Below are 23202 nucleotides of genomic sequence, written 5' to 3'. Positions count from 1 at the left end.
CCGGATGCTCCCCGGCGGCCCCTCCTCGCCGCGGACGCGCAGGCTCCCGACGCCTCCCCGAAACAGGGTCCGCCCGCCGCGTCCGACTGGCGCGGCGCCTACCCGCGCTCGGCGACGATGCGGGCGATGCGCGCCGGGACGGTGTCGTCCTGGAGGCTCGTCACGTCTCCGAGCGGGCGGCCGTCGCGGATGTCGCCGAGCAGCCGCCGCATGATCTTGCCGGAGCGGGTCTTGGGCAGATCCGGCACCACCACCACGTCGCGCGGCTTGGCGATCGGACCGATCGCGACCGCCACGTGGTCGCGCAGGAGCGCCGAGAGCGTCGTGCCGAGAGCTGTCCAGTAGGCCGGGTCCTCCTCGGCGCGGTCGACGGCCTCGTCGGAGGGGATGACGAACGCCGCGATGGCCTGGCCGGTCGTCGCGTCGGCGACTCCGACGACTCCGGCCTCGCCGACGGCCGGATGGGCGACGAGTGCCGACTCGATCTCGATCGTGGACAGGCGGTGCCCGGAGACGTTGATGACGTCGTCGACGCGGCCGAGCACCCAGACGTCGCCGTCGGCGTCGTACTTCGCGCCGTCCCCGGAGAAGAACCACCCCTGGGACGCGTAGCGGGCCCAGTAGGAGTCGCGGTACCGCTCCGGGTCGCCCCACACGGTGCGGGCGAGCGCCGGCCCGGTCCGGTCGACCACGAGGTAGCCGCCGGAGCCGTTCGGCACCCGCTCGCCGTGCTCGTCCACCACGAGGACGCCGAGCCCGGGCAGGGCTCCGAGAGACGAGCCCGGCTTGAGGGTCGAGACGCCCGGCAGCGGGCACATCACCGCGGCGCCGGTCTCGGACTGCCACCAGGTGTCGACGATCGGGCAGCGTCCGCCGCCGATCGCCTCGTGGAACCAGACCCAGGCCTCGGGGTTGATGGACTCGCCGACGGTGCCGAGCAGGCGCAAGCTCGACAGGTCGTACCGGGCGGGCACGCCCTCGGGGAACCAGGTCATCAGCGTCCGGATCAGCGTCGGCGCCGTGTAGTAGACGGTCACCCCGTACCGCTCGATGATCTCGAAGTGCCGGGCGGTGTGCGGGGTGCTCGGGGTGCCCTCGTAGATGACCTGGGTGAGCCCGTTCGAGAGCGGTCCGTAGATCTCGTAGGTGTGCGCGGTGACCCAGGCGAGGTCGGCGGTGCACCAGTGCACGTCGTCCGGCTTCGCGTCGAACACCGCCCAGTGCGTCCAGGAGGCCTGCGTGAGGTAGCCGCCGCTGGTGTGCACCAGCCCCTTGGGCTTCCCGGTCGTGCCGGAGGTGTAGATGATGAACAGCGGCGTCTCGGAGTCGAAGGCCTCGGCCTCGTGGACGTCGCTCTGCGCATCGACCAGCTCGTGCCACCAGACGTCGCGGCCCGGGGTCCACGGGACGTCGGTCTCACCGGTGCGGCGGACGACGAGGACGTGCTCGATCGACGCGACGCCCTCGACCGCCCGGTCGGCGCTCGCCTTGACCGGCACCGCCGCTCCGCGCCGGAACTGCCCGTCCGTGGTGACCAGGAGCTTCGCGCCGGTGTCCTCCACGCGGAACCGCACCGCCTCGGCGGAGAAGCCGCCGAAGACGAGCGAGTGGATCGCTCCGATCCGCGCGATCGCGAGCGTGATGACGATGGTCTCGGGGATCACCGGGAGATAGACGACGACGCGGTCGCCCTTCCCGATCCCGAGCGCAATCAGCGCGTTCGCGGCGCGGGAGACCTCGCGCTGGAGCTCGGCGTAGGTGATCGACCGCCGGTCGCCGCGCTCGCCCTCGAAGTGGAGGGCGGTCTTCCCGCCGCGTCCCGCGTCCACGTGGCGGTCGACGCAGTTGACGGCCACGTTCAGCCGTCCGCCCTCGAACCAGGTCGTGCGCGGCACCGAGAGCGAGCCGTCGGGCAGCGGAGCGGCAGGCTCCCAGCTGTGGGCGGTGTGCCACGGCTCCGCCCACTCGAGGCGGCGGGCCGCCTCCTCCCAGAACGCGACCGGATCGGCGGCGGCGCGCGAGTACTCCTCCGCGCCCGCGTTCGCCTGCGCGGCGAAGGCCGCGGGCGGGGGGAACCGGCGGTGCTCGTCGAGCAGGTTGGCGATCGTCCCGCTCACGCTCGGAGCCCCATCCCCGGCGCTCACGCCCACTTCCTCACGGCGTAGCGCTGGAACACGCCGACGACGGCATCGGTGAGCTTGCCCAGCACGGCCAGCAGGACGATCGCCAGGAACACCCGGTCGATCCGGCCGTTGTTCTGGCTGTCGATGAGGCGGAAGCCCAGGCCCATCGAGGAGGCGATGAGCTCGGAGGCGACCAGGAACAGCCACGACTGGGCGAGCGCGAGGCGCAGCCCGGAGATCACGGACGGGATCACCGCGGGCAGCTGAACCGTCGTGAAGAGCCGGACGCCCGAGAGACCGAAGGCGCGGCCCGCCTCGACGAGGTGCCGGTCGACATGGCCGAGCGCCGTGGCCACCGTGGTGAAGACGGGGAAGAACGCGCCGATCGTGATCAGGGTGATCTTCGACTCCTCGCCGATGCCCATCCAGAGCAGCAGCAGCGGGACCCAGGCCAGTGACGGGACCGCCCGGATCGCGCCGAGCGTCGGTCCGAGGACGACCTCCCAGACGCGGGAGAGCCCGAAGAGCGCGCCGACCACGAGCCCGAGCGCCGAGCCGAGCGCGAACCCGATGAGGACGCGCTGCGTCGAGATGGCGACGTCCTGGCCGAGGTCGCCGCGCTGGGCGAGGTCGACGCCGGCCGCCCAGACCATCGCGGGCGAGGGGAAGACCGCCACCGAGACCATCCCGGTCGTCGTCGCGATCTGCCAGGCGGCGAGCAGCAGCACGGGCAGGACCGCGCCTCCCGCGACGACGAACCACCGTCGCGATGTGAGCGGGTGGGAGCGGTCCTCGCGGAGGCGGCGCTGGGAGGCCGCGACCGACGGGCCCGCCGTCACGAGTCCGGGCTCACCCGGCATCGGCGCGGACAGCGCGCTCCGCCGCAGCACATCGGCGTCGGTCGCGGTGTCGTCGTCGCGGATCGTCATCGTCGGTCTCCTCGGATCACGGGGTCGGGGGCGGAGGGCCGGACCCTCAGGCGCCGATGGCGCTCGGGTCGGCCGCCGAGGCGTAGGTGTCGTCGAGCAGCGAGTCGAGCGCGTCGTCGACCTGCTGCTGCGAGGCGACGTCGCCGTTCTCGACGAAGATCGGGCCGATCACGGCGAGCACGTCGGTCTGCGCGGAGCCGGGGACGTTGTCGACGTCGAGGTTGCTGCGCTCGGTGATGACCGTCGTCGCCACCGCCACGTCGAGGCCGGCGACGGAGGCGAGGATGCTCGCCGTCTCGTCCTGGTTCTCGAGCGCCCAGGCGCGGGCGTGCTCGTACGCGTTCACGACGGTCTGCGCGAGGTCCGGCTTCTCGGCGAGGAAGCTCTCGGTCGCGTTGAGCAGGCCGTAGGAGTTGAAGTCGACGTTGCGGTAGAGCAGGGTCGCCCCGGCCGCCTCGGCGCCGGCCATGATCGGGTCCAGGCCCGCCCAGGCGTCGACGGAGCCGTTCTGCAGCGCCGCCCAGCCGTCGGCGTGCTGCAGGTTCTGCACCGTCACGTCGCCGATGCCCAGCCCGGCGGCCTCGAGCGCCTGCACCAGGAAGAAGTAGGGGTCGGTGCCCTTGGTGGCCGCGATCTGCTTGCCCTTGAGCTGCTCGACCGACGTGATCGCCGAGCCGGCGGGGACGACGAGGGCCGACCACTCCGGCTGCGAGAAGATGTCGATCGTCCTGATCGGCGAGCCGTTCGAGCGGGCGAGCAGTGCGGCCGAGCCGGCGGTGGAGCCGACGTCGATCGCTCCGGCGCGCAGGGCCTCGTTGGCCTTGTTGGAGCCGGCCGACTGCACCCAGGCGACGGTGACCTGCTGCTCGGCGAGGGCGGCCTCGAGCCAGCCCTTCTCCTTGATGACCAGGCTCAGCGGGTTGTACGTCGCGAAGTCGAGCGTGAGCGTGCCGCCCTGAGTTCCTCCGGAGGCGGCGTCGGCGGTCGCGGCCGCCGCTCCTCCTCCGCCCTCGCCCTGCACGCAGCCCGCGAGGAGCGGGACGGCGGCGGCGGTGAGCAGACCGGCGAGAGCGGTGCGGCGGGTGAGCGGGGAGCTGGTGAACGACATGGGGGCCTCGGCTTCGGGGATGCGGTGACAGCGAGTGTGGACGCTGCAGGGGAGGGGCGGTGCGGGGAGGTGCTCGTGCGGTGGAGAGCGGGAGGAGGAGGCGGCTGGGGAGGGAGGTCGTGCCGCCCGGACCGTGCCGCCCGGGTGGAGGGACGCGGGTCGATCCGCCCGGGGTCAGTGCCGCTCGATGCCCAGCCCCGCGAGGAGCTCGGCCCGGTGCTCGGCGAGCTCCGCCGAGCCGCGGTCGCGGGGCCGCGCGCCGGGGACGGTGACGATCCGCTGGATGCGCGAGACGCCTCCGGGCTCGTCGCGCCCGAGGAGCACGATGCGGTCGGCCAGCTGCAGGGCCTCGTCGACGTCGTGGGTGACGAGCAGGATCGTCGCCGGAGCCGCCGCGTGCACGTCGAGCAGCAGGTCCTGCATCCGCAGGCGGGTCAGCGCGTCGAGCGCCCCGAAGGGCTCGTCCAGGAGGAGCACGCCGGGGTTCCGGGCGAGGGCGCGGGCGAGGGAGGCGCGCTGGGCCATCCCCCCGGACACCTCGCGGGGCCGCGAGCGGGCGTGCGCGGTGAGGCCGACCAGCGAGAGCAGCTCGTCGACGGCGGCGCGGGCGGCCGGGCGCGGGGTGCCGCGCGGCAGTCCGAGCGCGACGTTGTCGGCGATGCTCCGCCAGGGCAGCAGCCGCGGCTCCTGGAACGCCACCGCGCAGCGCGGGTCGATGCCGGAGACGGGGGCGCCGTCGATGAGGACGGACCCCTCGGAGGCGGTGTCCAGGCCCGCCGCGATGCGCAGCAGCGTCGACTTGCCGCAGCCGCTCGGGCCGAGGATCGCGATGACCTCGCCCGCGGCGGCCTCGAGCGTCACGTCCGTCAGTACGGGGGACCCGGGCGCGAAGGTGCGGCCGACCCCCTCGAAGCGCACGGGGAACGCCGACTGGCCGAGCTCGGCGTCGAAGGCCAGGCTCGTGCGGGCGGCGGGGGTGGCGGGCATGTCTCTCCGGGCAGCGGGACGGGCGGGCGGATCGTCCGATCGTACGGAGAGGCTCCCGGCGGCACAGCGGGGACCGACACGGGGAGTAACACAGGGGGTGGGACGCGGAAGGCCTCCCCGGTCCGCGGACGGGGGAGGCCTTCCGTCGGAGGGCTACGCCTGGACGAGCACGAGCTCCTCGAGGGGCAGGCGGGTGCGCGGCGCGGTCTCGCGCTCGCGGAGGGTCTCGTTCGCCAGCGCGTCGGCGTCGGCCGCGACTCCCACCGCGGCGATCGTCACCGGGTCGAAGCGCTCGTCGACGCCGAACGCGGCGCGGACGGCGTCCTTGTCGAAGCCGGCCATCTGGTGCACGTGCAGGCCCTCGTGGTGCGCCTGGACGCTGAGGTGGGCGATCGACTGGCCGAGGTCGTAGACGGCCCAGGGGCGCGGCTTCCCCTCGGAGTCGACGGTCTCGGCCAGCGCGACGACCAGGACGGCGGCGGAGCCGGCCCAGGCGCCGTTGAAGCCGGCGAGCGTCGAGACGATGCGGTCGAACCCGTCGGTTCCGCGGCGGGCGACGATGAAGCGCCACGGCTGCGAGTTGCTGGCGGACGGGGACCAGCGCGCGGCCTCGAGGAGGGACGCGAGGGTCTCGTCGGAGACGGTCGCGGACGCGTCGTAGGAGCGGGGGCTCCAGCGCTCCGCGAGGACGTCGAGGATCGGGGCGCTGGTGCTGGCGGTGCGGGAGGCGGTGGCGGACATCGCGGGGCTTCTTCCGTGCGGGGGACTGGGGGAGGGGCTCCGTCGCCCGTGGAGCCCAACCGTCCCCGCCCCGCGGGCATTCCCGCGCGTGCACGGCAGGCGCCCGCGCGCGCGTTCGCCCACGGAGGAGCGGGCCGCCTCCGAGCCCCGGAACGGTACGGTGGGAGACGGCGTGGTCACCCCGCGCACCACCATCCACGACTCTGGAGGATCATCCATGGCCCAGCACTTCGACGTCGTCGTCCTGGGGGCAGGCCCCGGCGGATACGTGGCCGCGATCCGCGCCGCCCAGCTCGGCAAGTCCGTCGCCGTCGTCGAGAAGCAGTACTGGGGCGGTGTCTGCCTCAACGTCGGCTGCATCCCGTCCAAGGCGCTGCTGCGCAACGCGGAGCTCGCCCACCTCTTCCACACCCAGGCGAAGCAGTTCGGCATCTCGGGCGACGTCTCGTTCGACTTCGGCGCGGCGTTCGACCGCAGCCGCTCGGTCGCGGACGGCCGCACCAAGGGCGTCCACTTCCTGATGAAGAAGAACAAGATCGCCGAGTTCGACGGCGTCGGCTCCTTCACCGGCCCGCAGGGCCTCGACGTGCAGCTGAGCAAGGGCGGCACGGAGTCGCTGACCTTCGACGACGCGATCATCGCGACCGGCGCGAGCGTCCGCCTCCTGCCCGGCGTCGAGCTCTCCGAGAACGTCGTCACCTACGAGACCCAGATCATGACCCGCGAGCTCCCCGACACGATGGCCATCGTGGGCGCGGGCGCGATCGGCATGGAGTTCGCCTACGTCCTCAAGAACTACGGCGTCGACGTGACGATCATCGAGTTCATGGACCGCGCCCTCCCCAACGAGGACCCGGACGTCTCCAAGGAGATCCAGAAGCAGTACAAGAAGCTCGGCGTCGAGATCCTGACCTCGACCAAGGTCGAGTCGGTCGTCGACAAGGACGGCTACGTCACGGTCACCTACACCGCGAAGGACGGCACGCAGTCGACCCTCGAGGTCGACAAGGTGCTCATGTCGATCGGCTGGGTCCCCCGCACCGAGGGCTTCGGCCTCGAGAAGACGGGTGTCGAGCTCACCGAGCGCGGCGCGATCGCGATCGACGACCACATGCGCACCAACGTGCCGCACATCTACGCCATCGGCGACGTCACCGCGAAGCTGCAGCTCGCGCATGTCGCGGAGGCGCAGGGCGTCGTCGCCGCCGAGACCCTCGCCGGTGCCGAGACCCAGACCCTGGGCGACTACCGGATGATGCCGCGCGCGACGTTCTGCCAGCCGCAGATCGCCTCCTTCGGCCTCACCGAGAAGCAGGCGACGGACGAGGGACACGAGATCACCGTCTCGACCTTCCCCTTCATGGCGAACGGCAAGGCCCACGGCCTCGGCGAGCCCACCGGCTTCGTGAAGCTCATCGCGAGCAAGAAGTACGGCGAGCTCCTCGGCGCCCACATGATCGGCCCGGACGTCTCGGAGCTGCTCCCCGAGCTCACGCTCGCCCAGAAGTGGGACCTCACCGCGACGGAGCTGGCCCGGAACGTGCACACCCACCCGACGCTGTCGGAGGCGCTGCAGGAGGGCTTCCACGGCCTCAAGGGGCACATGATCAACATGTAGTGCTCGTCCCTCCACGGCCTCCGGCCCGCAGGATCCCGCTCGGCTCGTCCGCGGCGGATCCTGCGGGCCGGAGCCGTCTCCGGGGGCGTCCACAGGGCTCCGGCGCCGCTCCCGCTACCGTGGCCCGATGGATCCGCGCCTGCTCGACCGCCTCGCCGCCGACGCCTGGCCCGCGCTCGTGCGGCGCCCCCTCGGCGCGTGGGAGCTGCGCGCCTCCGCAGGAGTCACCAAGCGCGCGAACTCGGTGCTCGCGTCCGGCGACGTCGTCGACCAGGAGGCGGCGCTCGACGCGGCGGAGGCGTTCGCCCGCGAGCACGGGATCGCGCCCCTCGTGCAGATCGGGCCGCCGAGCCCCGCCGGTCTGACCGGGCTGCTCGCCGAGCGGGGCGCCGCGCCGATCGACCGGACGCTCGTGCTGACGGGTTCGGTGCAGGAGGCGCTCGCCGCCCTGTCCACGACGTCGGGGTCCGCGCCGTCGAGGCCAGTGCCGCCGAGGCCCGCGCTGCAGCCTCGCGTCCGGCTCGCCCCGGCTCCCGACGAGGACTGGCTCGCCCTCTGGTGGTCGGTGGACGGTCGCGGTGGAGCGGAGGAGCGCGCGGTCGCCGAGCGCATCCTCGCGGGCTGCCCCTCCTCCTACGCGCTCGCCGTCGACGGGGACGGCCCGGCCGCGACCGGCCGCCTCGCGCTCGTCACGGCGCCGGACGGCGAGCTCTGGGGCGGCCTCTTCGCGCTGGCGACCCGGCCGGCCCCCTGGCGCCGCGGGCTCGCCTCCGCCGTGATCCGCGCCCTCCTCGAGGACGCGTCCGGCCGGGGCGTCGCGCGCTTCTGGCTCCAGGTGCTCGCCGAGAACGTCGGCGCCCGCCGCCTCTACGCGTCCCTCGGCTGCCGCGAGTCGTCCTGGTACGAGTACTGGCGCTGACCCGCTCGCGGAGGAGGAGCGGGGTGCCCGGGTCAGGCGTTCGCGAGCACGGCGCGGGCGACGGCCTCGGCCTTCGCCGCGTCGCCGGTGACGGTCACGCGCCACCACACGTCGTCGGCGAGCGCGTCGATCTCGCAGACGCCCGCCGCGCAGCCGGTGAGGGCCTTCTCGCCGAAGCCGTCGAGCGGCTCGAGCGGGATCGCCAGGCCCGAGGTCAGCGAGAGGTTCCGCCAGCCGTCGTCGCCGTTCGGGAGCGCGTCGACCGTCACGCCCGAGTAGGCGGCGCTGGAGGCGTCGCTCCAGCTGCAGGAGGCGTACCCGGCCCGGGCGGCGGCAGCGGCCGACGCGGTGGTCGGCGTCCCGGTCCCCGTCCCCGCGGTCGCCTGCGCGAGACCGGCGGCACCGGACAGCTGCTCGGCCGTCAGGACCTCGGTGCAGACGGGCGCCGTCGCGGTGACCGGCTCGTCGAGGCTGCCGAGCGCGGCGGAGGCGGTGCCGGTCGCCAGCGCGGCGAGGTCGACGGCCGCGGGGGCGCCTCGCAGCTGCAGCGTCACCCAGGTGGCGCCGGCGAGCAGGTCCAGGTCGCAGCTGCCGTCGGTGCAGGAGCCGTAGGCCTCGACGCCGGTCTCGAGGCGCGGGCCCGGACGGCCGGCGAAGGCCTCGGCGGCGGCGTCGACCGCGGCCGCGGTGATCGAGGCGTCCTCGTCGTACCAGGCGCAGCGGAGCACTCCGCCGTTCTCCTCCGCGGCCTCGCGGATCAGCTCGCCCGAGGAGCGCGTCGTCACCTCGCGGCTGCCCTCGAGAGCGCTGCGGGAGACCCCCAGCGCCGAGGCCGCCCGCGTGGCGGGGAGGAGGGAGTCGCAGCCCAGGCGGGTCGAGGCCGTGGGCGAGGGCGTCGGAGTCGCGGAGGGAGTCGGAGCGGCGGTCTCGGACGCCGACGGGGTGGCCGCGACGTCCGAGCGCTCGGCCGACGTGCAGCCCGTCAGCGCGACGAGAACGGCGAGCGCGGCGCCGACCGTCGCCAGGCGCGGGAGGCGGGCCCTCACGCGGCCAGCTCGCGCTCGATCGCGGCCGTGAACGCGTCGATGTCGTCCTCCGTCGTGTCGAAGGAGCAGACCCAGCGGACCTCGCCGGTCGCCGGGTTCCAGTCGTAGAAGCGGTAGGCGGCGCGGAGCCGGTCCGCGACTCCGGGCGGCAGCGTCGCGAACACCGCGTTGGCCTGGGTCTGCTGCGTGAACTCGAGCCCGGTGATCCGGCCGGCGGCGATCGCCTCCTCGAGCCCCGAGCGCAGGCGCGCCGCCATGGCGTTCGCGTGCCGGGCCGAGCGGAGCCACAGGGGCTCCTCCTCGCCGCCGTCGCCGAGCAGGGCGAGCAGCTGCGCCGAGATGAAGCGCATCTTGGAGGACAGCTGCATGTTGGTCTTGCGGAGGAAGGTCAGCCCGGTCGAGGCCGCCGGATCGAGCACGACGATCGCCTCGCCGAGCAGGATGCCGTTCTTGGTGCCGCCGAACGAGAGCACGTCGACGCCTGCGTCGGTCGTGAAGGAGCGCAGGGGCAGGCCGAGGGCGGCCGCGGCGTTCGCGATGCGCGCCCCGTCCATGTGCAGCCGCATGCCGAGGCCGTGCGCGTGGTCGGCGAGCGCGCGCACCTCCTCCGGGGTGTAGACGGTGCCGAGCTCGGAGGACTGGGTGATCGAGACCACGAGCGGCTGGGCGCGGTGCTCGTCGCCGAAGCCCCACGCCTCCTGGTCGACCAGCGCCGGGGTCAGCTTGCCGTCGGGCGTGGGGACCGTGAGGATCTTGATCCCGCCGACCTTCTCCGGCGCTCCGCCCTCGTCGGAGGTGATGTGCGCGGTGCCCGCCGAGACGACGGCGCCCCACCGCGGCAGCATCGACTGCAGGCCGGTGACGTTGGCGCCCGTGCCGTTGAAGACGGGGAAGGCCTGGGCCTGCTCGCCGAACTCGCGGCGGAACGCCTCCTGCAGGCGCTCGGTGTAGACGTCCTCGCCGTAGGCGATCTGGTGCGCTCCGTTGGCCGCGGCGATCGCGGCGAGGACCTCGTCGTGCACTCCGGAGTAGTTGTCGGAGGCGAAGCCGCGGACGTCGGGATCGTGCAGAGCGCTCATCCCTCCATCTTCGCAGCCCGCCGCCCGGAGGAGCCCCGGAGGCGCCCGCCGAGACACCCCTCCTGCCTCCCGCATGTTTCGGGCAGGTGAAAGGACGACGACCCGAAAGCCGATCTCCGTCAAGAAGTTGGTATCGGCTGGGAGGCAGGCCACTCTTGACGTATGCGCATGGACACGACGGGAGCTGTCCGCGACATGCCCGCCCCTCCCGGGGTGGACGAGATCGCGGCTCGCTTCGGCGATCCCGTCCTCGCGTTCGCGCCCCAGCCGAGGCTGGAGGAGTTCGCCGCGGCGCAGACGATGGCGCTCGGCCGCTTCGTCGAGATCTCGCTCTCGTACTCGTTCTACAAGAACCCGCGCAACCGCGCCGACCCCGTCAACCACGTCCCGCTGACCCCCGAGCAGAAGCGCGCGATCGAGCGCGCCGAGAACGACCACCTGCCGCCGTGGATGGTCGACCAGGTGACGCGGATGCGGTACCCGGTGCTCTGGGAGGCGGTCCGCACCTCCGTGCCGATCCCCGCCGAGCGCAGCCGGCCCCTGGAGTCCCGCCTCGCGGCCCACATGGGCGACGTGCTCCGCAACACCTTCCCGGGCCGCGTGCGCAGCCGCCGCGGCGGGATGCCGGTGGTCGCCGCCGCCCTCCGCGACGAGGACGTCGTGCGGGGCGTCCCGGTGATCGTGGACGGGGAGGCGCTGCGCGGCTACCGCGTGGACACCGACCCGGACGTGGTCGCGATCGGCGCCCGCGTCGACGGCCGCTACATGACGGTCGTGCTCGACCGGAAGATCGTGCCGGAGATCCGGATGGAGTTCGTCCGCCGCACCCCGCCGCGCCCGGCCTCGAGCCAGTCCCGGCGCTGACCGCCCCGGCGTCGAGCACCTCCGACCTGTCCGCCCCGCTGCCGACCGCCCGGCCCACCGCTCAGGGGCGCCCCGGCACCGCGATCCCGTGCTCGTAGGCGAACACGACCGCCTGGATCCGGTCGCGCACGCCGAGCTTCATCAGGATCTTCGAGACGTGCGTCTTCACGGTCGCCTCGCCCACGAACAGCTCGGCCGCGATCTCGGCGTTCGACCAGCCCCGCGCCAGGTGCACGAGCACCTCCCGCTCGCGGTCCGTCAGGTCGGCCACTCCGGAGTGCTCGGCCGCGGCCGGCGTGTGCTCGGGCACGGACGCGAACCGCTCGATCACGCGCCGGGTGACGTCGGGGGCGAGCATCGCGTCGCCGCGGGCGACCACCTGCACGGCCTCGACCAGCTCCTCCGGCGACGCGTTCTTGAGCAGGAACCCGCTGGCGCCGGCCGAGAGCGCCTCGAAGAGGTAGTCGTCGCGGTCGAAGGTGGTGAGGATGAGCACCCGCGAGCACAGGCGCGGGTCGGCCACGATCTCGCGGGTCGCGGCCAGGCCGTCGAGGCCGGGCATCTGCACGTCCATGCAGATCACGTCGGGGCGCAGCTCGGAGGCGCGCTGCAGGGCCTCGAGACCGGTGCGGGCCTCGCCGACCACCTCGATCCCCGGCTCCGACTCGAGGATGATGCGGAAGCCCACGCGGACGAGCTCCTGGTCGTCGACGAGCAGCACGCGCACGTGCTCGGTCATGGGCGGCCCCCGCTCGCTCGCTCCTGACGCCCCCGCGACGTCTCCGACGACGGTACCGGGTCGTCGGCGTCCGGCACGCTCGCCCGGACGGGGGACAGCGGCACCCGGGCGTGCACGAGGTAGCCTCCGCCCCTCGGCCCCATCTCGATCCAGCCGCCGACCGCGGCCGCGCGCTCGCTCATGCCGGTGTGCCCCAGTCCGCAGGAGGCGGGAGCGCTCGGGTGCGGGCCGGACCCGCCGTCGTCGGCGATCTCGAGCTCGACCGCGTCGGGGGCGTAGCGGAGGCGCACCTCGGCGTGCGCGCCGCGCCCCGCGTGCTTGCGGACGTTCGTGAGCGACTCCTGCGCGATGCGGTAGAGGCTGAGCCCCACCGTCGCGGGGATCTCGCGGGGCGTGCCGAGGGTGAGGAAGACGGTGGGCAGGCCCGATCCGCTGGACGCCGCGACCAGCTCCTCGAGCTGGGCCACCCCGCGGGTGGACGCGGCGTCGGTGAGCGGATTCGGGACCGCGTCCTCGGCGCGCAGCGCGACCAGGATGCGGTGCAGCTCCTCGATCGCCGAGCGCGCGTCGCCCTCGATGGCGCTGAGCGATGCCGCCGCCCGCTCCGGATCCCGCGCCAGCACCCGCCGCGCCGCTCCCGCCTGCACGCCCATCACGCTGACGTGGTGCGCGACCACGTCGTGCAGCTCGCGCGCGATCCGCAGCCGCTCGGAGGACACGGCCTGCCGCGAGGAGCGCTCCCGCTCGTCGTCGAGCTCGGCCGTGCGCGTCTCGAGCGCCTCCAGCCGGCGGGCCGACTGCCACGACGCCTCGCCGAAGACGTAGGCGCTGCCGAAGTAGAGCAGGTTCGAGACGACCGCGAGGGCCGACTCCGCCGCGTAGGGCGAGAGCAGGCCGGGGGAGTCGTCGACCGGCACGGAGCTGCCGAAGTACTCGCCCGTGGCGAGGGTGGTGAGCAGCCAGCCCAGCATCCCGACCGCGATCGCCACTCGGACGACGAGCGCCGTGCGCCGGTTCCGGCCCCACGCGCCGACCGTGTAGAGCGCGAGGAACAGGCAGATCTGGCCGAAGAGCGACTCCGGCACCTGGAGCACGATCCCGAGCGCGTAGACGACGGAGAGCCCGGCCGCCACGCTCGCGGGGAACCGGCGGCGCAGCGCGAGGGGAAGGGTCATCAGGACGGCCCAGTGGGCGCTGACGACGGGGTGCGCCGCGTCCGGGAATCCGGCCGAGGAGTACAGCGCGACGGAGACGACCGTCGCCACCAGCAGGATCCCCGCGGTGACCGCGTCGCGCACGTATCCGGCCCGGCTCGGCGCTCGCCGGATCCAGCCCGCGTCGAGCGGGTCCGCGGCTCCGTCACCTGAGGGCATGCGCCCCACGCTAACCGACGCCGGTCGGACGGGGCCCCGGGAGGCGGAGGAGCGCACCCCGCCGCCTCCCGGGCGCGACGTCAGTCCCGGCCGGTGATGCCCCGGGTCGAGGCGATGACGTCGCCCATCTTCTTCCCGAGGGCCTCGTAGAACATCGACAGCGGGAACTCGTCGTCCAGCACCGCGTCGGTGAGCCCGCGCGGGGCGCCGAGCAGCACCTCGTCCGGGAGCCCGCGGGCCCAGGCGGAGGCGGGGTGCGGAGTGAGAGTGGCCGCGATCAGCTCGTGCGCGGCCAGCCAGTGCGCCGTCTTCGGCCGGTCGATCGAGCGCCAGTAGAGCTCGTCGATCGCGTCCGAGAGGGCGACGACCACGTCGGCGACGCCGTCCCACTCGAACGCCAGCCGGGTGTCGGTCCAGTGCAGGACGCCGTGCTGGTGCAGCCAGGCGAAGAGCAGCTGGCCGCCGAGGCCGTCGTAGTTGCGCACCCGCGACCCGGTGAGCGGGAAGCGGAAGAGCCGGTCGAACAGGATCGCGTACTGCACGAAGCGCGAGCGCTCGGCCAGCGCCTCCTCCTCGTCGTCGCGGCGGTCGAGCGCGCCGAGGCGGCGCTCGATGGCGACGGCCTCGCGGAAGGCGGTGAGGTCGCACCGCAGCTCCTCCAGCGAGTAGAGGAAGAAGGGCATCCGCTGCTTGATCATGAACGGGTCGAACGGCAGGTCGCCGCGCATGTGGGTGCGGTCGTGGATGAGGTCCCACATCACGAAGGACTCCTCCGCCAGGCGCTGGTCGGCCAGCAGGCGCTGCGCGTCCTCCGGGAGCTCGAGACGGGTGATCCGGGCCGCCTCCGTGACGACGCGGCGGAACCGGGCCGCCTCGCGGTCGGCGAAGATCGCACCCCAGGTGAAGGACGGGACGGAGCGCATCGCGACCGTCTCGGGGAACAGCACGGCGCTGTCGGTGTCGTAGCCGGCGGTGAAGTCGACGAAGCGCACGGGCACGAAGAGGGCGTTGGAGTAGTCGCCCGCCTCCAGCTCGGCGACGAACCGCGGCCAGACGACCTCGACGAGGACGGCCTCGACGTGGCGGTCGCGGCTGCCGTTCTGGGTGTACATGGGGAAGACGACGAGGTGGCGGCGGCCGTCGACGCGCTCGAGCTGCGGCTGGAACGCGGTGAGCGAGTCGAGGAAGTCCGGCAGGCCGAGGCCGTCGGCGCTCCAGCGCTCGAGGTCGACGACCAGCGCGTCGAGGTACGCGGCGTCGTGCGGGAACGCGGGGGCGAGGGTGCGGACGCCGGCGACGATCCGCTCGACGAGGGTGCGCGCATCCTTGAGCCGCTCGGGCTCGGCGAGCGAGCCGTCCAGGGACTGGAGCGGCTGCAGCGCGGCGGCGGCGGCCTTCAGGTCGAGCCAGGCGGCGGAGTCCTCCACGCGGTCCTCGACGACCTCGGGTTCTCCGACGACGGTGCTCTGCACGGCTTGCGACATGGTGATCCTCCTCACGCTGGTGATACGGGGCTGCAGGAGCGGAACGCGCTCCGACTCCGAGCGTATGGGCTCGTGCGCGCGCTTTTCTTGCGTCTCGGCGGAGCGAAGCGGCGATCTCGCGGGGGCGGGCGCACGTCTCCGCCGCCCCTCTCCGGCCCCGCGGTCAGCGGTTGCCCAGGTGTTGTGCAGGTGCCACCCCCCGTCCGGGGCTAGATTCCTCACCGCTTCCGTTTCCCTCCCCTCATCGGGTCGAAGATGGGGCGACACCGTGTCCGCATCCCGAGTGCGGAGACATCCGATCGGACAGGCGCGCCGAACACCCTGGCGGCGCGCTCGATCGGCGAGCCATCCTGAGAGAGAGGATCGGAGCGCGTGACGGGACCCGAACCCGGAAGCGACCAGAGAACAGCCAGCATCGACCACCACCCCGAGAACCTCCGCCTGCTCCCCTGGCCGCAGGCGGACTCCTCCGTCCTGCGCGACACCCTCGCGCACGCGGGCGGCGGACTCGAGAGCGAGAGCGAGATCCTCGTGCGCCACGACCGCTACCTGCGCGGTTGGGCGGACGGCGACGCGTTCTTCTACGTGGTCGAGCTGGACGGACTCTCCGTCGGCTCCATCGGCTATTGGTACGGCTGCTCGCGCGGCGTCGTCGCCTACGAGGCGGCGTGGAGCATCGCTCCGCACGCCCGCGGCATCACCGCGGACTCCGTGCGGATGCTGCTCGAGGAGGCGGCGGCGTTCCCCGCGCCACGCTTCGTGCACGCCTTCGTGGCGGAGAGCGACCTGGACGCCGGCGCGACCTGCGTCGAGGCCGGCTTCGACCGGATCGACCTCGTCGAGCAGGGCGAGCCGCCGGAGCTCTACGTGGACTGGGCGTTCGACCTGGCCGCCGTGGCCTGATCAGATCCCGTGGCGCTCCAGCCACGGCCGCAGCACCGCGAGGAACTCCTCCGGGTGCTCGAGGCCGGGCAGGTGCGCCGCGTCCTCGAGCACGTGCAGCTCGGCACCGCCCACCTCGGCGGCGAGGTGCTCGCACACCGGCAGCGACTCCGAGAGGTCGTGCGCGCCCGCCACGACGAGGGTCGGCACGGCGATCTCCCCGAGCCGCTCACCCGCCGGCCCGGAGGGCTCGATCGGGCGGGGGGCCTCCTCCTCGTGGCCGACGCCCGTGAGCGCGAGCTCCCGGATCCGCGCGAGGAACTCCGGAGCGACGTCGTCCGCGGAGCGGTCGGGACCCACGGCCCAGAGCTCCGCCTCGACGATCGCCGCGGCCTCCCGCTCGCCCGCGAGCTCCAGCGCCTCGACCTCCCCGAAGCGCCGCTCCTCCTCCGCCGTCAGCGCGGGATAGTCGAAGCCCGCCAGGCCCGGGGCGATCACGACCAGGCCGGTCACCCGCTCCGGATGCTCGAGCGCCAGGTCGAGCGCGAGCGTTCCGCCCCGCGAGCAGCCGATGACCACTGCGCGCTCGACGCCGAGGTGGTCGAGCACGTCCAGGGCGTCCCGGCGCGGGTCGTACTCCACGTCCTCCGTGCTCGTTCCGCCCGCGCCGCGGACGTCGTAGCGGACCACCAGCCGGTCGCGCGAGAGGTCGGGGACGAGCGGGTCCCACATCCGCAGGTCGGCGATGCCCGCGTGCACGAGCAGCAGGGCGGGCGCGGAGGCGTGGCCGTCCGCCTCCCAGTGGAGGCTCGCGCCGGGGACCTCGAGATGCGGCATGCCGCACACCGTAGGCGCGTCCCGCCGACGCTGCAACGCCCGGCCACTGCCTAGGGTGGAGGCGCGACAGCGGACGGGCCGCGGCGGGGAGGCGGCGGCGTGGAGGGCGTGCTCACCGGCTTCTCGATCATCGGGGTCGTCATCGCGGTCGGCTACCTGATCGCGCGGTTCCGGATCGTCCCGCCCGAGAGCCGGCTGATCCTGTCGCGGATCGCCTTCTTCGTCACGACGCCGGCGCTGCTGTTAACCGTGCTGTCGCGGGCCGACGTCTCCGTCCTCTTCTCCTCGTTCCTGCTCGTCTCGCTCCTGACGGTGCTGACCGTCGCCCTGCTCTACGTGCTGGCCTCGCGGCTGCTCTTCCCCCGCCCGCTGCCGGAGACGGTGATCGGGACCGCGGCCTCCTCCTACGTCAACGCCAACAACATCGGGCTGCCGGTCGCCATCTACGTGCTGGGCGATCCGCAGTGGGTGGCCCCGACGCTCCTCCTGCAGCTGATCGTCCTCGCGCCGACGATCCTGACGCTGCTCGACGTCTCGACGAGCGGGCGGACCTCGGTCGGCGCGATCCTCACGCAGCCGCTGCGGAATCCGATGATCATCGCCTCCGCCCTCGGCCTCGTCGTCGCCCTCACCGGCGTCGAGCTGCCCGCGCCCGTGCTGCAGCCGTTCTCGATCATCGGCAACGCGTCGATCCCGCTGGTGCTGATCGCCTTCGGGATGTCGCTGCGCGGGCAGCGGCCGCTGGAGGCGGGGCCGGCGCGGGTCGAGGTGGTCGTCGCCTCCGTGCTCAAGTCGCTGGTGATTCCGGCGGTCGCGCTGCTGCTGGGGCGCTTCGCGTTCCACCTCGACTCCGAGCACCTCTTCGTGGTGACGGTGACCGCCGCGCTGCCGACCGCTCAGAACATCTTCACCTTCGCCTCGCGCTACGACCGGGGCGTCGCCGTCGCCCGCGACACGGCCCTCGTGACCACGGTCGCCGCGGTGCCCGTGCTCATCGGGGTGTCCCTCCTGCTGGGCTGAGCGGAGCAGCATCCCCGGCTCCCGCTCGGGCCCGGCGGAGGCGCCGGACGGCCCGCGCATCCGCGTCGCGTGTCCCTCGTCCTGGGACGGGGCCGGTGGCGCGGGCCCGGTCGCACTCCGCCGACCGTCGCTTAGGCTCTCTCGAATGAGCACCACCACGTCCGCCGACCGCTCCGCCCGCGGCAGGCCGCGCCGCCGTCGCGGCCTCTGGATCACGCTGATCGTCCTCCTGGTCCTGCTGATCGGCGCCGTCGTCGCGGTGCTCCTCGGCGTGCGCACCTACGACAAGGCGATGACCGTCCGCGACAAGCTGACCGAGGCGATCCCGCTGGTGTCGCAGGTGACGGACAGGCTGACGACGTTCGACACCTCCGGGGCGGAGGAAACCGCGGGCCGGATCGCGACCCTCACCGGCGAGGCGCGCGACGAGACCGAGGACCCGGTGTGGCGGGTGATGGAGGTGGTGCCCGTCCTCGGGCCGAACCTGTCCGCGGTCCGCGCCGCGACCGAGATCGCCGACGACATCTCCGGCCGGATCGTCACGCCGCTCTCCACGACCTCGCTCGACATCCTCAAGCCCGTCGACGGCAGGGTCGACCTCGCGGCGATCACCGAGCTGTCGCAGAAGATCACCGTCGCCAAGGAGGTCGTCGACGCGGCGCAGACCCGCGTCGAGGGCATCGACCGCGGCGCGCTGGTGCCGCAGGTCGCCTCCGCGCTCGACTCCTTCACTCCGCAGCTGGCCACCGCCACCGCGGCGATGGAGCAGGTCGAGCCGCTCACCGCGATCCTCCCCGACTCCCTCGGAGCCTCCGGCCCGCGCCACTACCTGGTGATGTTCCAGAACCTGGCGGAGTCGCAGGCTCTGGGCGGCGGCGCGTCGTCGGTGATGCAGCTCGACGTCGACGGCGGCGCGATCTCGATCGGCCGTCAGCTGGGCAGCGGCGACTTCCGCGGTCTGGCGCCCGTCACCGTCGACCAGAGCGCGCTCGACACCATCGGCGAGAACATGGCGACGACCTTCAACGTCTCGACCAGCCGCCCCGACTTCCCGACGGCCGCCTCGATCGCCTCCCAGTTCTGGGCGCAGAAGTTCCCCGAGCAGAGGATCGACGGCGTCCTCGCGATCGATCCCGTCGCCCTCTCCTACCTCCTCGGCTCGACCGGGCCGGTGACCCTCACCGACGGCACGGTCCTCACGAGCGAGAACACCGTCTCGACCCTGCTCAACGAGGTCTACTTCCGCTACCCGGAGTCGGTCGTGGCCGAGCGCACCGACGAGTTCTTCTCGGAGGCGAGCGCGACGGTCCTGGGCAAGATCCTCGGCGGGGAGATGGAGCCGACGAAGATGCTCCCGGCGATCGTGAAGGCGGTCGACGAGAGCCGCATCCTCGCCTACAGCTCCGACGCCGACGAGCAGGCGCTCCTCGCGCCCACGCCGATCGCGGGGGTCCTGCCGCAGACGACGACCGACGGCACGACCACCGGAGTGTTCTTCCAGGACGCCTCGGGCGGCTCGAAGATGGACTACTACCTGAGCACGGCGGTCACGCAGTCGAGCGCGGGCCGGTGCGCCGCCTCGGGCGCGGTCTTCACCACCTCCGTCACCGTGACCAACACGATCTCGAAGGCGGTCGCTCGGACACTGCCCGGCTACGTCGCCGCGGCCGGCGGGCGCGGTGCGTACCCCCTGGGCGACTTCGTCACCAACATCTACGTCTACGGCCCTCCCGGGACCACGGTGTCGAGCGCGGCCTGGGCCGACGGCACCGGCTACGGACCCGAGAGCCTCGACGACCTCGGCCGTCCCGTCTCGAAGGTCGCGGTGCAGCTCTCGCCCGGCCAGTCCGAGACGTTCGACGTGCAGTTCAGCGCCGGCGACGCCGCCGGCTTCGGCGACCAGACCGTGCGGGTGACCCCGATGATCAACCCCACCGCGGTCACGCTGAACGACGAGCCCGCCTGCGGCTGACCGCGCGATCGCGCCCCGAGCACGCCGACCGCTGACGCGCCCCCGGGTCGGTGCTGGACCAGCGCCGACCGCTCCGACCGCTGACGCGCCCCCCGGGTCGGTGCTAGACCAGCGCCGACCCGGGGATCGAGCTCGTCACGAGCGAGGAGGCGAGGAACGCGGTGGCGATGCAGAGCACGAACCCGATGACCGGCACGAGGAACGCGCGACGGCCCACGAGGTAGCGCACGACCGTCACGGCCACGGCGATCAGCGTCAGCGCGGGCGGCCCGATCAGCGCGATCGAGACGCCCCAGTCGATCCGGTCGAAGTCGCAGGCGAAGTTCTGGCCCTCGCACTGCGCGGGGAAGACCGAGAGGATCGCGGCGAGGTAGCCGAGCACGATCGTGAGCAGGCCGAGGGCGAGGCAGCCGAGGATCGAGAGCACGAGGTCCCAGCGGCGCCGGCGCGGCTTCCCGGCGGCGATGATCTCGCCAACCGAGCGGTAGGCGTCGGACCGGAACTCGTCGTGCGCGGCTCCGGGGCGGGCGGTCGCGGGGCGGGCGGTCGCAGGGCGCGCCGTCGCGGGTCGGGCGGCGGGGCGGGAGGCGCCGGCCGAGGCGGCCTCGGCCCGCGCGCGCTTCTTCTTCGACGAGGCCATGCTCAGAAGATCATCGGGCGGTCGTCGTCGAGGGTCGTCTCGAGGTCGAGGTCGACCACCACCGGGACGTGGTCGCTCGGGGCGTCGCCCTTGCGCTCGTCGCGGTGGATCGAGGCGCCGGTGACGAGGTCGCCGAACGCGGGGGAGCCGAGCACGAAGTCGATCCTCAGCCCCTCGTTGCGCGGGAAGCGGAGCTGCTTGTAGTCCCAGTAGGTGTAGCCCTCGGGCACGAGCGGGCGGACGACGTCGCGCAGGCCCGCGTCCTCGAAGGCGGCGAAGGCGGCGCGCTCGGGGATCGAGACGTGCGTGGATCCGGGGCCGAGGCTCGGGTCGCCCACGTCGCTGTCGAGCGGCGCGACGTTCCAGTCGCCGACCAGGGCGAGCGGCAGGTCGGGCTCGGCGGCCAGCCACTCGCGGGTGCTCGCCTCGAGGGCCGCGAGCCACTCGAGCTTGTAGAGGTAGTGCGGGTCGTCGACCGCGCGGCCGTTCGGGACGTAGAGGCTCCAGACGCGCACGCCGTCGACCGTCGCGCCGATCGCGCGGGCCTCGAGCGGGTAGGAGCCGTCGGCCGCCGCCTCCTTCGCGAAGCCGGGCATGCCCGGGAAGCCGACCTGCACGTCGTCCATCGGCAGGCGCGAGGCGATGCCGACGCCGTTCCACTGGCTGAGCCCGACCATCTCGACGTGGTACCCGGCGTCGGCGAAGGCCTCGTGCGGGAACTGCTCGGGCTTGCACTTGAGCTCCTGCATGGCGAGGACGTCCACGTCCTCGCGCACGAGCCAGTCGACGACGCGGCCGGTGCGGGCCCGGATGGAGTTCACGTTCCAGGTGGCGATGCGCATCCTGGAAGTGTAGGAGCCGCCGCCGACACGTCTCCTGCGCGTCCTCCGCGCGTCCCGGCGGCCGCGGGCCGGGGGAGTCATCCCCTCGGCGGATTGCGGAACCGGTGTCGGTGGTCGATGGTTGTCTAGCGCCGTCCCGACCGGCCGTTCGTCGTGCCGTCCGGACGCCGCCGCCGCCCGCGCCGTGCGGGCCCGACGGGCTCCTCGGCGCTCCCGAGCCCGGTCCCCTCCCCTCTCGCTCCTGCTCCGCCCCTCCGGAGGACCCATGATCCTGCTCCGCCTCGCCTCCGCCTACGCGAAGCCCTACGCGCGGTGGGTGGCCGCCGTCGTCGTGCTGCAGCTCGTCGCGACGCTCGCCGCGCTCTACCTGCCGAGCCTCAACGCCGAGATCATCGACCAGGGCATCGGCCGCGGCGACACCGACTTCATCTGGGGCACCGGCATGACCATGCTCGGCGTCTGCGTCGTGCAGGTCGCCGCGGCGATCGGAGCCGTGTACTTCGGCGCCCGCACCGCCATGTCCGTCGGCCGCGACCTGCGCCGCGACGTCTACCGCCGCGTCGACTCGCTCAGCGGGCTCGAGGTCGGCGGCTTCGGCACGGCCACCCTGATCACCCGCGGCACGAACGACGTGCAGCAGGTGCAGATGCTCGTGCTGATGACCCTCAACTTCATGGTCTCCGCGCCGATCATGTGCGTCGGCGGCATCGTCTTCGCCCTGCGCGAGGACGCCGGCCTCTCCTGGCTGGTCTGGGTGTCGGTGCCGCTGCTGTTCGTCGTGGTCGGCTTCCTGGTGTTCCTGCTGCTGCCGCTGTTCCGCCTCATGCAGGACCGGATCGACGGGATCAACAGCGTGCTGCGCGAGCAGATCACGGGCATCCGCGTGGTGCGCGCCTTCGTGCGCGAGCCGTTCGAGTCCGAGCGGTACCGCAAGGCCAACGCGGCGATCACCGAGGTGTCGATCAAGGTCGGCAACATCTTCGTGCTGATGTTCCCCGCGATCATGATGATCCTGCACCTGGCCACCGCGGCCGTGCTGTGGTTCGGCGGGCAGCGGGTCGACGCCGGTCAGATGCAGGTGGGCTCGCTCACCGCGTTCCTGCAGTACCTCCTCCAGATCCTCACCGCCGTGATGATGGGCGTCTTCATGGTGATGATGATCCCGCGCGCGGTCGTCTGCGCCGAGCGGATCCAGCAGGTGCTCGACGCCCGCACCAGCCTCACCACGCCCGAGGGCGGAGTCCCGACGCCCGCGCGCGGCCGCGTCGAGTTCTCCGGGGTCGTCTTCGGCTACCCGGGCGCCGAGCGCCCCGTGCTCTCGGGCATCGACATCGTCGCGGAGCCGGGCCGCACCACGGCCGTCGTCGGCTCCACCGGCGCCGGCAAGACCACCCTGCTCGGCCTCGTGCCGCGCCTGTTCGACCCGCAGGAGGGCACCGTCACGATCGACGGCGTGCCCGTCTCCTCCCTCGACCGGGCGCAGCTCGCCGAGGTGATCGGGCTCGTGCCCCAGCGCCCCTACCTCTTCTCGGGGACGATCGCCTCGAACCTGCGCTTCGGCCGCCCCGACGCGACGGACGCCGAGCTGTGGGAGGCGCTGCGCATCGCCCAGGGCGAGGACTTCGTGCGGAGCAAGGAGCACGGGCTCGACGAGCCGGTCTCGCAGGGCGGCACCAACGTCTCCGGCGGGCAGCGCCAGCGGCTCTGCATCGCGCGGGCCCTCGTCGCGAAGCCGCGGGTCTACCTGTTCGACGACTCGTTCTCGGCGCTCGACGTCGCGACCGATGCGCGGCTGCGGGAGTCGCTGGCCGACGCCACCACCGACGCGACCGTGATCATCGTGGCCCAGCGGGTGTCGACCATCCGCCACGCCGACCAGATCGTCGTGCTCGACGCGGGCCGCGTCGTCGGCCGCGGCACGCACGACGAGCTCCTCGAGACGAACGCGACCTACCGCGAGATCGTCGAATCCCAGCTGAGCGTCGAAGGAGTGTCCTGA

Annotated in this window: 20 protein-coding genes; 7 read left to right on the top strand and 13 right to left on the bottom strand. The window is 73.2% G+C overall.

Annotated features, from left to right (window positions below):
- Positions 1–98: 98 nt before the first annotated feature.
- The 5 genes from acs to C5C25_RS11620 all read right to left on the bottom strand — a co-directional run bounded on the left by acs (position 99) and on the right by C5C25_RS11620 (position 5888).
- A complete protein-coding gene (gene acs, locus C5C25_RS11640; RefSeq protein ID WP_104250695.1) occupies positions 99–2117 on the bottom strand; it encodes an acetate--CoA ligase in 2019 nt (672 codons plus the stop codon).
- 23 nt (positions 2118–2140) lie between these two features.
- Positions 2141–2983, bottom strand: a complete 843-nt coding sequence (locus tag C5C25_RS11635) for an ABC transporter permease (RefSeq protein WP_104250714.1) — start codon at positions 2981–2983, stop codon at positions 2141–2143.
- A 115-nt stretch (positions 2984–3098) separates the two neighbouring features.
- Entirely contained in the window at positions 3099–4160 is a 1062-nt protein-coding gene (locus C5C25_RS11630) for an aliphatic sulfonate ABC transporter substrate-binding protein (RefSeq protein ID WP_104250694.1), read from the bottom strand.
- 174 nt (positions 4161–4334) lie between these two features.
- Positions 4335–5147, bottom strand: coding sequence for an ABC transporter ATP-binding protein (locus C5C25_RS11625; protein ID WP_104222820.1), 813 nt, complete (start codon positions 5145–5147; stop codon positions 4335–4337).
- A 153-nt stretch (positions 5148–5300) separates the two neighbouring features.
- Positions 5301–5888: a nitroreductase family protein gene (locus C5C25_RS11620; RefSeq protein WP_104250693.1), complete on the bottom strand. Its 588-nt coding sequence runs from the start codon at positions 5886–5888 to the stop codon at positions 5301–5303.
- Positions 5889–6105: 217 nt separating this feature from the next.
- Between C5C25_RS11620 and lpdA the strand changes: the two genes are divergently transcribed.
- Both lpdA and C5C25_RS11610 read left to right on the top strand, forming a co-directional pair.
- Positions 6106–7506: a dihydrolipoyl dehydrogenase gene (gene lpdA, locus C5C25_RS11615; protein WP_104222818.1), complete on the top strand. Its 1401-nt coding sequence runs from the start codon at positions 6106–6108 to the stop codon at positions 7504–7506.
- Positions 7507–7633: 127 nt separating this feature from the next.
- Positions 7634–8425, top strand: coding sequence for a GNAT family N-acetyltransferase (locus tag C5C25_RS11610; RefSeq protein WP_104250692.1), 792 nt, complete (start codon positions 7634–7636; stop codon positions 8423–8425).
- 32 nt (positions 8426–8457) lie between these two features.
- On the opposite strand, the gene C5C25_RS11605 is transcribed toward C5C25_RS11610, so the two are convergent.
- Together C5C25_RS11605 and C5C25_RS11600 are read right to left on the bottom strand one after the other, a co-directional pair.
- Positions 8458–9471, bottom strand: a complete 1014-nt coding sequence (locus tag C5C25_RS11605; protein WP_104250691.1) for a hypothetical protein — start codon at positions 9469–9471, stop codon at positions 8458–8460.
- Positions 9468–10550 carry a low specificity L-threonine aldolase gene (locus tag C5C25_RS11600; RefSeq protein ID WP_104222816.1) on the bottom strand — a complete coding sequence of 361 codons (1083 nt, stop codon included), beginning with the start codon at positions 10548–10550 and terminating at the stop codon, positions 9468–9470. Before C5C25_RS11600 ends, C5C25_RS11605 begins: the two co-directional genes overlap by 4 nt.
- Before the next feature lie 168 nt (positions 10551–10718).
- Here C5C25_RS11600 and C5C25_RS11595 point away from each other — a divergent pair, with 168 nt between their 5' ends.
- The gene (locus C5C25_RS11595; protein WP_104225730.1) at positions 10719–11414 is read left to right on the top strand and encodes a hypothetical protein; all 696 of its coding nucleotides are present in this window, start codon (positions 10719–10721) and stop codon (positions 11412–11414) included.
- A gap of 61 nt (positions 11415–11475) precedes the next feature.
- Here the strand turns inward: C5C25_RS11595 and C5C25_RS11590 are convergent, their stop codons facing one another.
- The 3 genes from C5C25_RS11590 to C5C25_RS11580 form a co-directional block, all read right to left on the bottom strand.
- On the bottom strand, positions 11476–12153 hold the full coding sequence (locus C5C25_RS11590) for a response regulator transcription factor (RefSeq protein ID WP_104250690.1): 678 nt from the start codon (positions 12151–12153) through the stop codon (positions 11476–11478).
- Entirely contained in the window at positions 12150–13526 is a 1377-nt protein-coding gene (locus C5C25_RS11585; RefSeq protein ID WP_104234378.1) for a sensor histidine kinase, read from the bottom strand. The genes C5C25_RS11590 and C5C25_RS11585 overlap by 4 nt, the downstream gene beginning before the upstream one ends.
- An 80-nt stretch (positions 13527–13606) precedes the next feature.
- Positions 13607–15010 (bottom strand): DUF6421 family protein, encoded by a 1404-nt coding sequence (locus C5C25_RS11580; RefSeq protein ID WP_104250689.1) that lies wholly within the window; start codon positions 15008–15010, stop codon positions 13607–13609.
- Between the two features lie 372 nt (positions 15011–15382).
- Between C5C25_RS11580 and C5C25_RS11575 the strand changes: the two genes are divergently transcribed.
- The gene (locus C5C25_RS11575; protein ID WP_104250688.1) at positions 15383–15913 is read left to right on the top strand and encodes a hypothetical protein; all 531 of its coding nucleotides are present in this window, start codon (positions 15383–15385) and stop codon (positions 15911–15913) included.
- On the opposite strand, the gene C5C25_RS11570 is transcribed toward C5C25_RS11575, so the two are convergent.
- Positions 15914–16729 (bottom strand): alpha/beta fold hydrolase, encoded by an 816-nt coding sequence (locus C5C25_RS11570; protein WP_104250687.1) that lies wholly within the window; start codon positions 16727–16729, stop codon positions 15914–15916.
- A gap of 99 nt (positions 16730–16828) precedes the next feature.
- On the opposite strand from C5C25_RS11570, the gene C5C25_RS11565 reads away from it, so the two are divergent.
- Together C5C25_RS11565 and C5C25_RS11560 are read left to right on the top strand one after the other, a co-directional pair.
- A complete protein-coding gene (locus C5C25_RS11565) occupies positions 16829–17749 on the top strand; it encodes an AEC family transporter (protein WP_104250686.1) in 921 nt (306 codons plus the stop codon).
- Positions 17750–17894: 145 nt separating this feature from the next.
- A complete protein-coding gene (locus C5C25_RS11560) occupies positions 17895–19721 on the top strand; it encodes a DUF4012 domain-containing protein (RefSeq protein ID WP_104250685.1) in 1827 nt (608 codons plus the stop codon).
- 103 nt (positions 19722–19824) lie between these two features.
- Here the strand turns inward: C5C25_RS11560 and C5C25_RS11555 are convergent, their stop codons facing one another.
- Positions 19825–20361, bottom strand: coding sequence for a hypothetical protein (locus C5C25_RS11555; RefSeq protein ID WP_104250684.1), 537 nt, complete (start codon positions 20359–20361; stop codon positions 19825–19827).
- A gap of 2 nt (positions 20362–20363) precedes the next feature.
- A complete protein-coding gene (locus tag C5C25_RS11550; RefSeq protein ID WP_104250683.1) occupies positions 20364–21203 on the bottom strand; it encodes an exodeoxyribonuclease III in 840 nt (279 codons plus the stop codon).
- Between the two features lie 265 nt (positions 21204–21468).
- Here C5C25_RS11550 and C5C25_RS11545 point away from each other — a divergent pair, with 265 nt between their 5' ends.
- Positions 21469–23202, top strand: coding sequence for an ABC transporter ATP-binding protein (locus C5C25_RS11545; protein ID WP_104239193.1), 1734 nt, complete (start codon positions 21469–21471; stop codon positions 23200–23202).

This window comes from Rathayibacter sp. AY2B9 (genome assembly GCF_002931595.1).
GTDB lineage: Bacteria > Actinomycetota > Actinomycetes > Actinomycetales > Microbacteriaceae > Rathayibacter.
The sequence above is the reverse complement of the archived record's forward strand: the minus strand, read 5'-3'. Positions and strand labels throughout refer to the sequence as shown.

Bases quoted from the DNA above. Each gene is read 5' to 3' on its own strand.
- C5C25_RS11635 (WP_104250714.1), bottom strand. From the start codon at position 2,983: ATGCCGGGTGAGCCCGGACTCGTGACGGCGGGCCCGTCGGTCGCGGCC.
- C5C25_RS11630 (WP_104250694.1), bottom strand. From the start codon at position 4,160: ATGTCGTTCACCAGCTCCCCGCTCACCCGCCGCACCGCTCTCGCCGGT.
- C5C25_RS11625 (WP_104222820.1), bottom strand. From the start codon at position 5,147: ATGCCCGCCACCCCCGCCGCCCGCACGAGCCTGGCCTTCGACGCCGAG.
- C5C25_RS11620 (WP_104250693.1), bottom strand. From the start codon at position 5,888: ATGTCCGCCACCGCCTCCCGCACCGCCAGCACCAGCGCCCCGATCCTC.
- lpdA (WP_104222818.1), top strand. From the start codon at position 6,106: ATGGCCCAGCACTTCGACGTCGTCGTCCTGGGGGCAGGCCCCGGCGGA.
- C5C25_RS11610 (WP_104250692.1), top strand. From the start codon at position 7,634: ATGGATCCGCGCCTGCTCGACCGCCTCGCCGCCGACGCCTGGCCCGCG.
- C5C25_RS11600 (WP_104222816.1), bottom strand. From the start codon at position 10,550: ATGAGCGCTCTGCACGATCCCGACGTCCGCGGCTTCGCCTCCGACAAC.
- C5C25_RS11595 (WP_104225730.1), top strand. From the start codon at position 10,719: ATGGACACGACGGGAGCTGTCCGCGACATGCCCGCCCCTCCCGGGGTG.
- C5C25_RS11590 (WP_104250690.1), bottom strand. From the start codon at position 12,153: ATGACCGAGCACGTGCGCGTGCTGCTCGTCGACGACCAGGAGCTCGTC.
- C5C25_RS11585 (WP_104234378.1), bottom strand. From the start codon at position 13,526: ATGCCCTCAGGTGACGGAGCCGCGGACCCGCTCGACGCGGGCTGGATC.
- C5C25_RS11580 (WP_104250689.1), bottom strand. From the start codon at position 15,010: ATGTCGCAAGCCGTGCAGAGCACCGTCGTCGGAGAACCCGAGGTCGTC.
- C5C25_RS11570 (WP_104250687.1), bottom strand. From the start codon at position 16,729: ATGCCGCATCTCGAGGTCCCCGGCGCGAGCCTCCACTGGGAGGCGGAC.
- C5C25_RS11560 (WP_104250685.1), top strand. From the start codon at position 17,895: ATGAGCACCACCACGTCCGCCGACCGCTCCGCCCGCGGCAGGCCGCGC.
- C5C25_RS11555 (WP_104250684.1), bottom strand. From the start codon at position 20,361: ATGGCCTCGTCGAAGAAGAAGCGCGCGCGGGCCGAGGCCGCCTCGGCC.
- C5C25_RS11550 (WP_104250683.1), bottom strand. From the start codon at position 21,203: ATGCGCATCGCCACCTGGAACGTGAACTCCATCCGGGCCCGCACCGGC.
- C5C25_RS11545 (WP_104239193.1), top strand. From the start codon at position 21,469: ATGATCCTGCTCCGCCTCGCCTCCGCCTACGCGAAGCCCTACGCGCGG.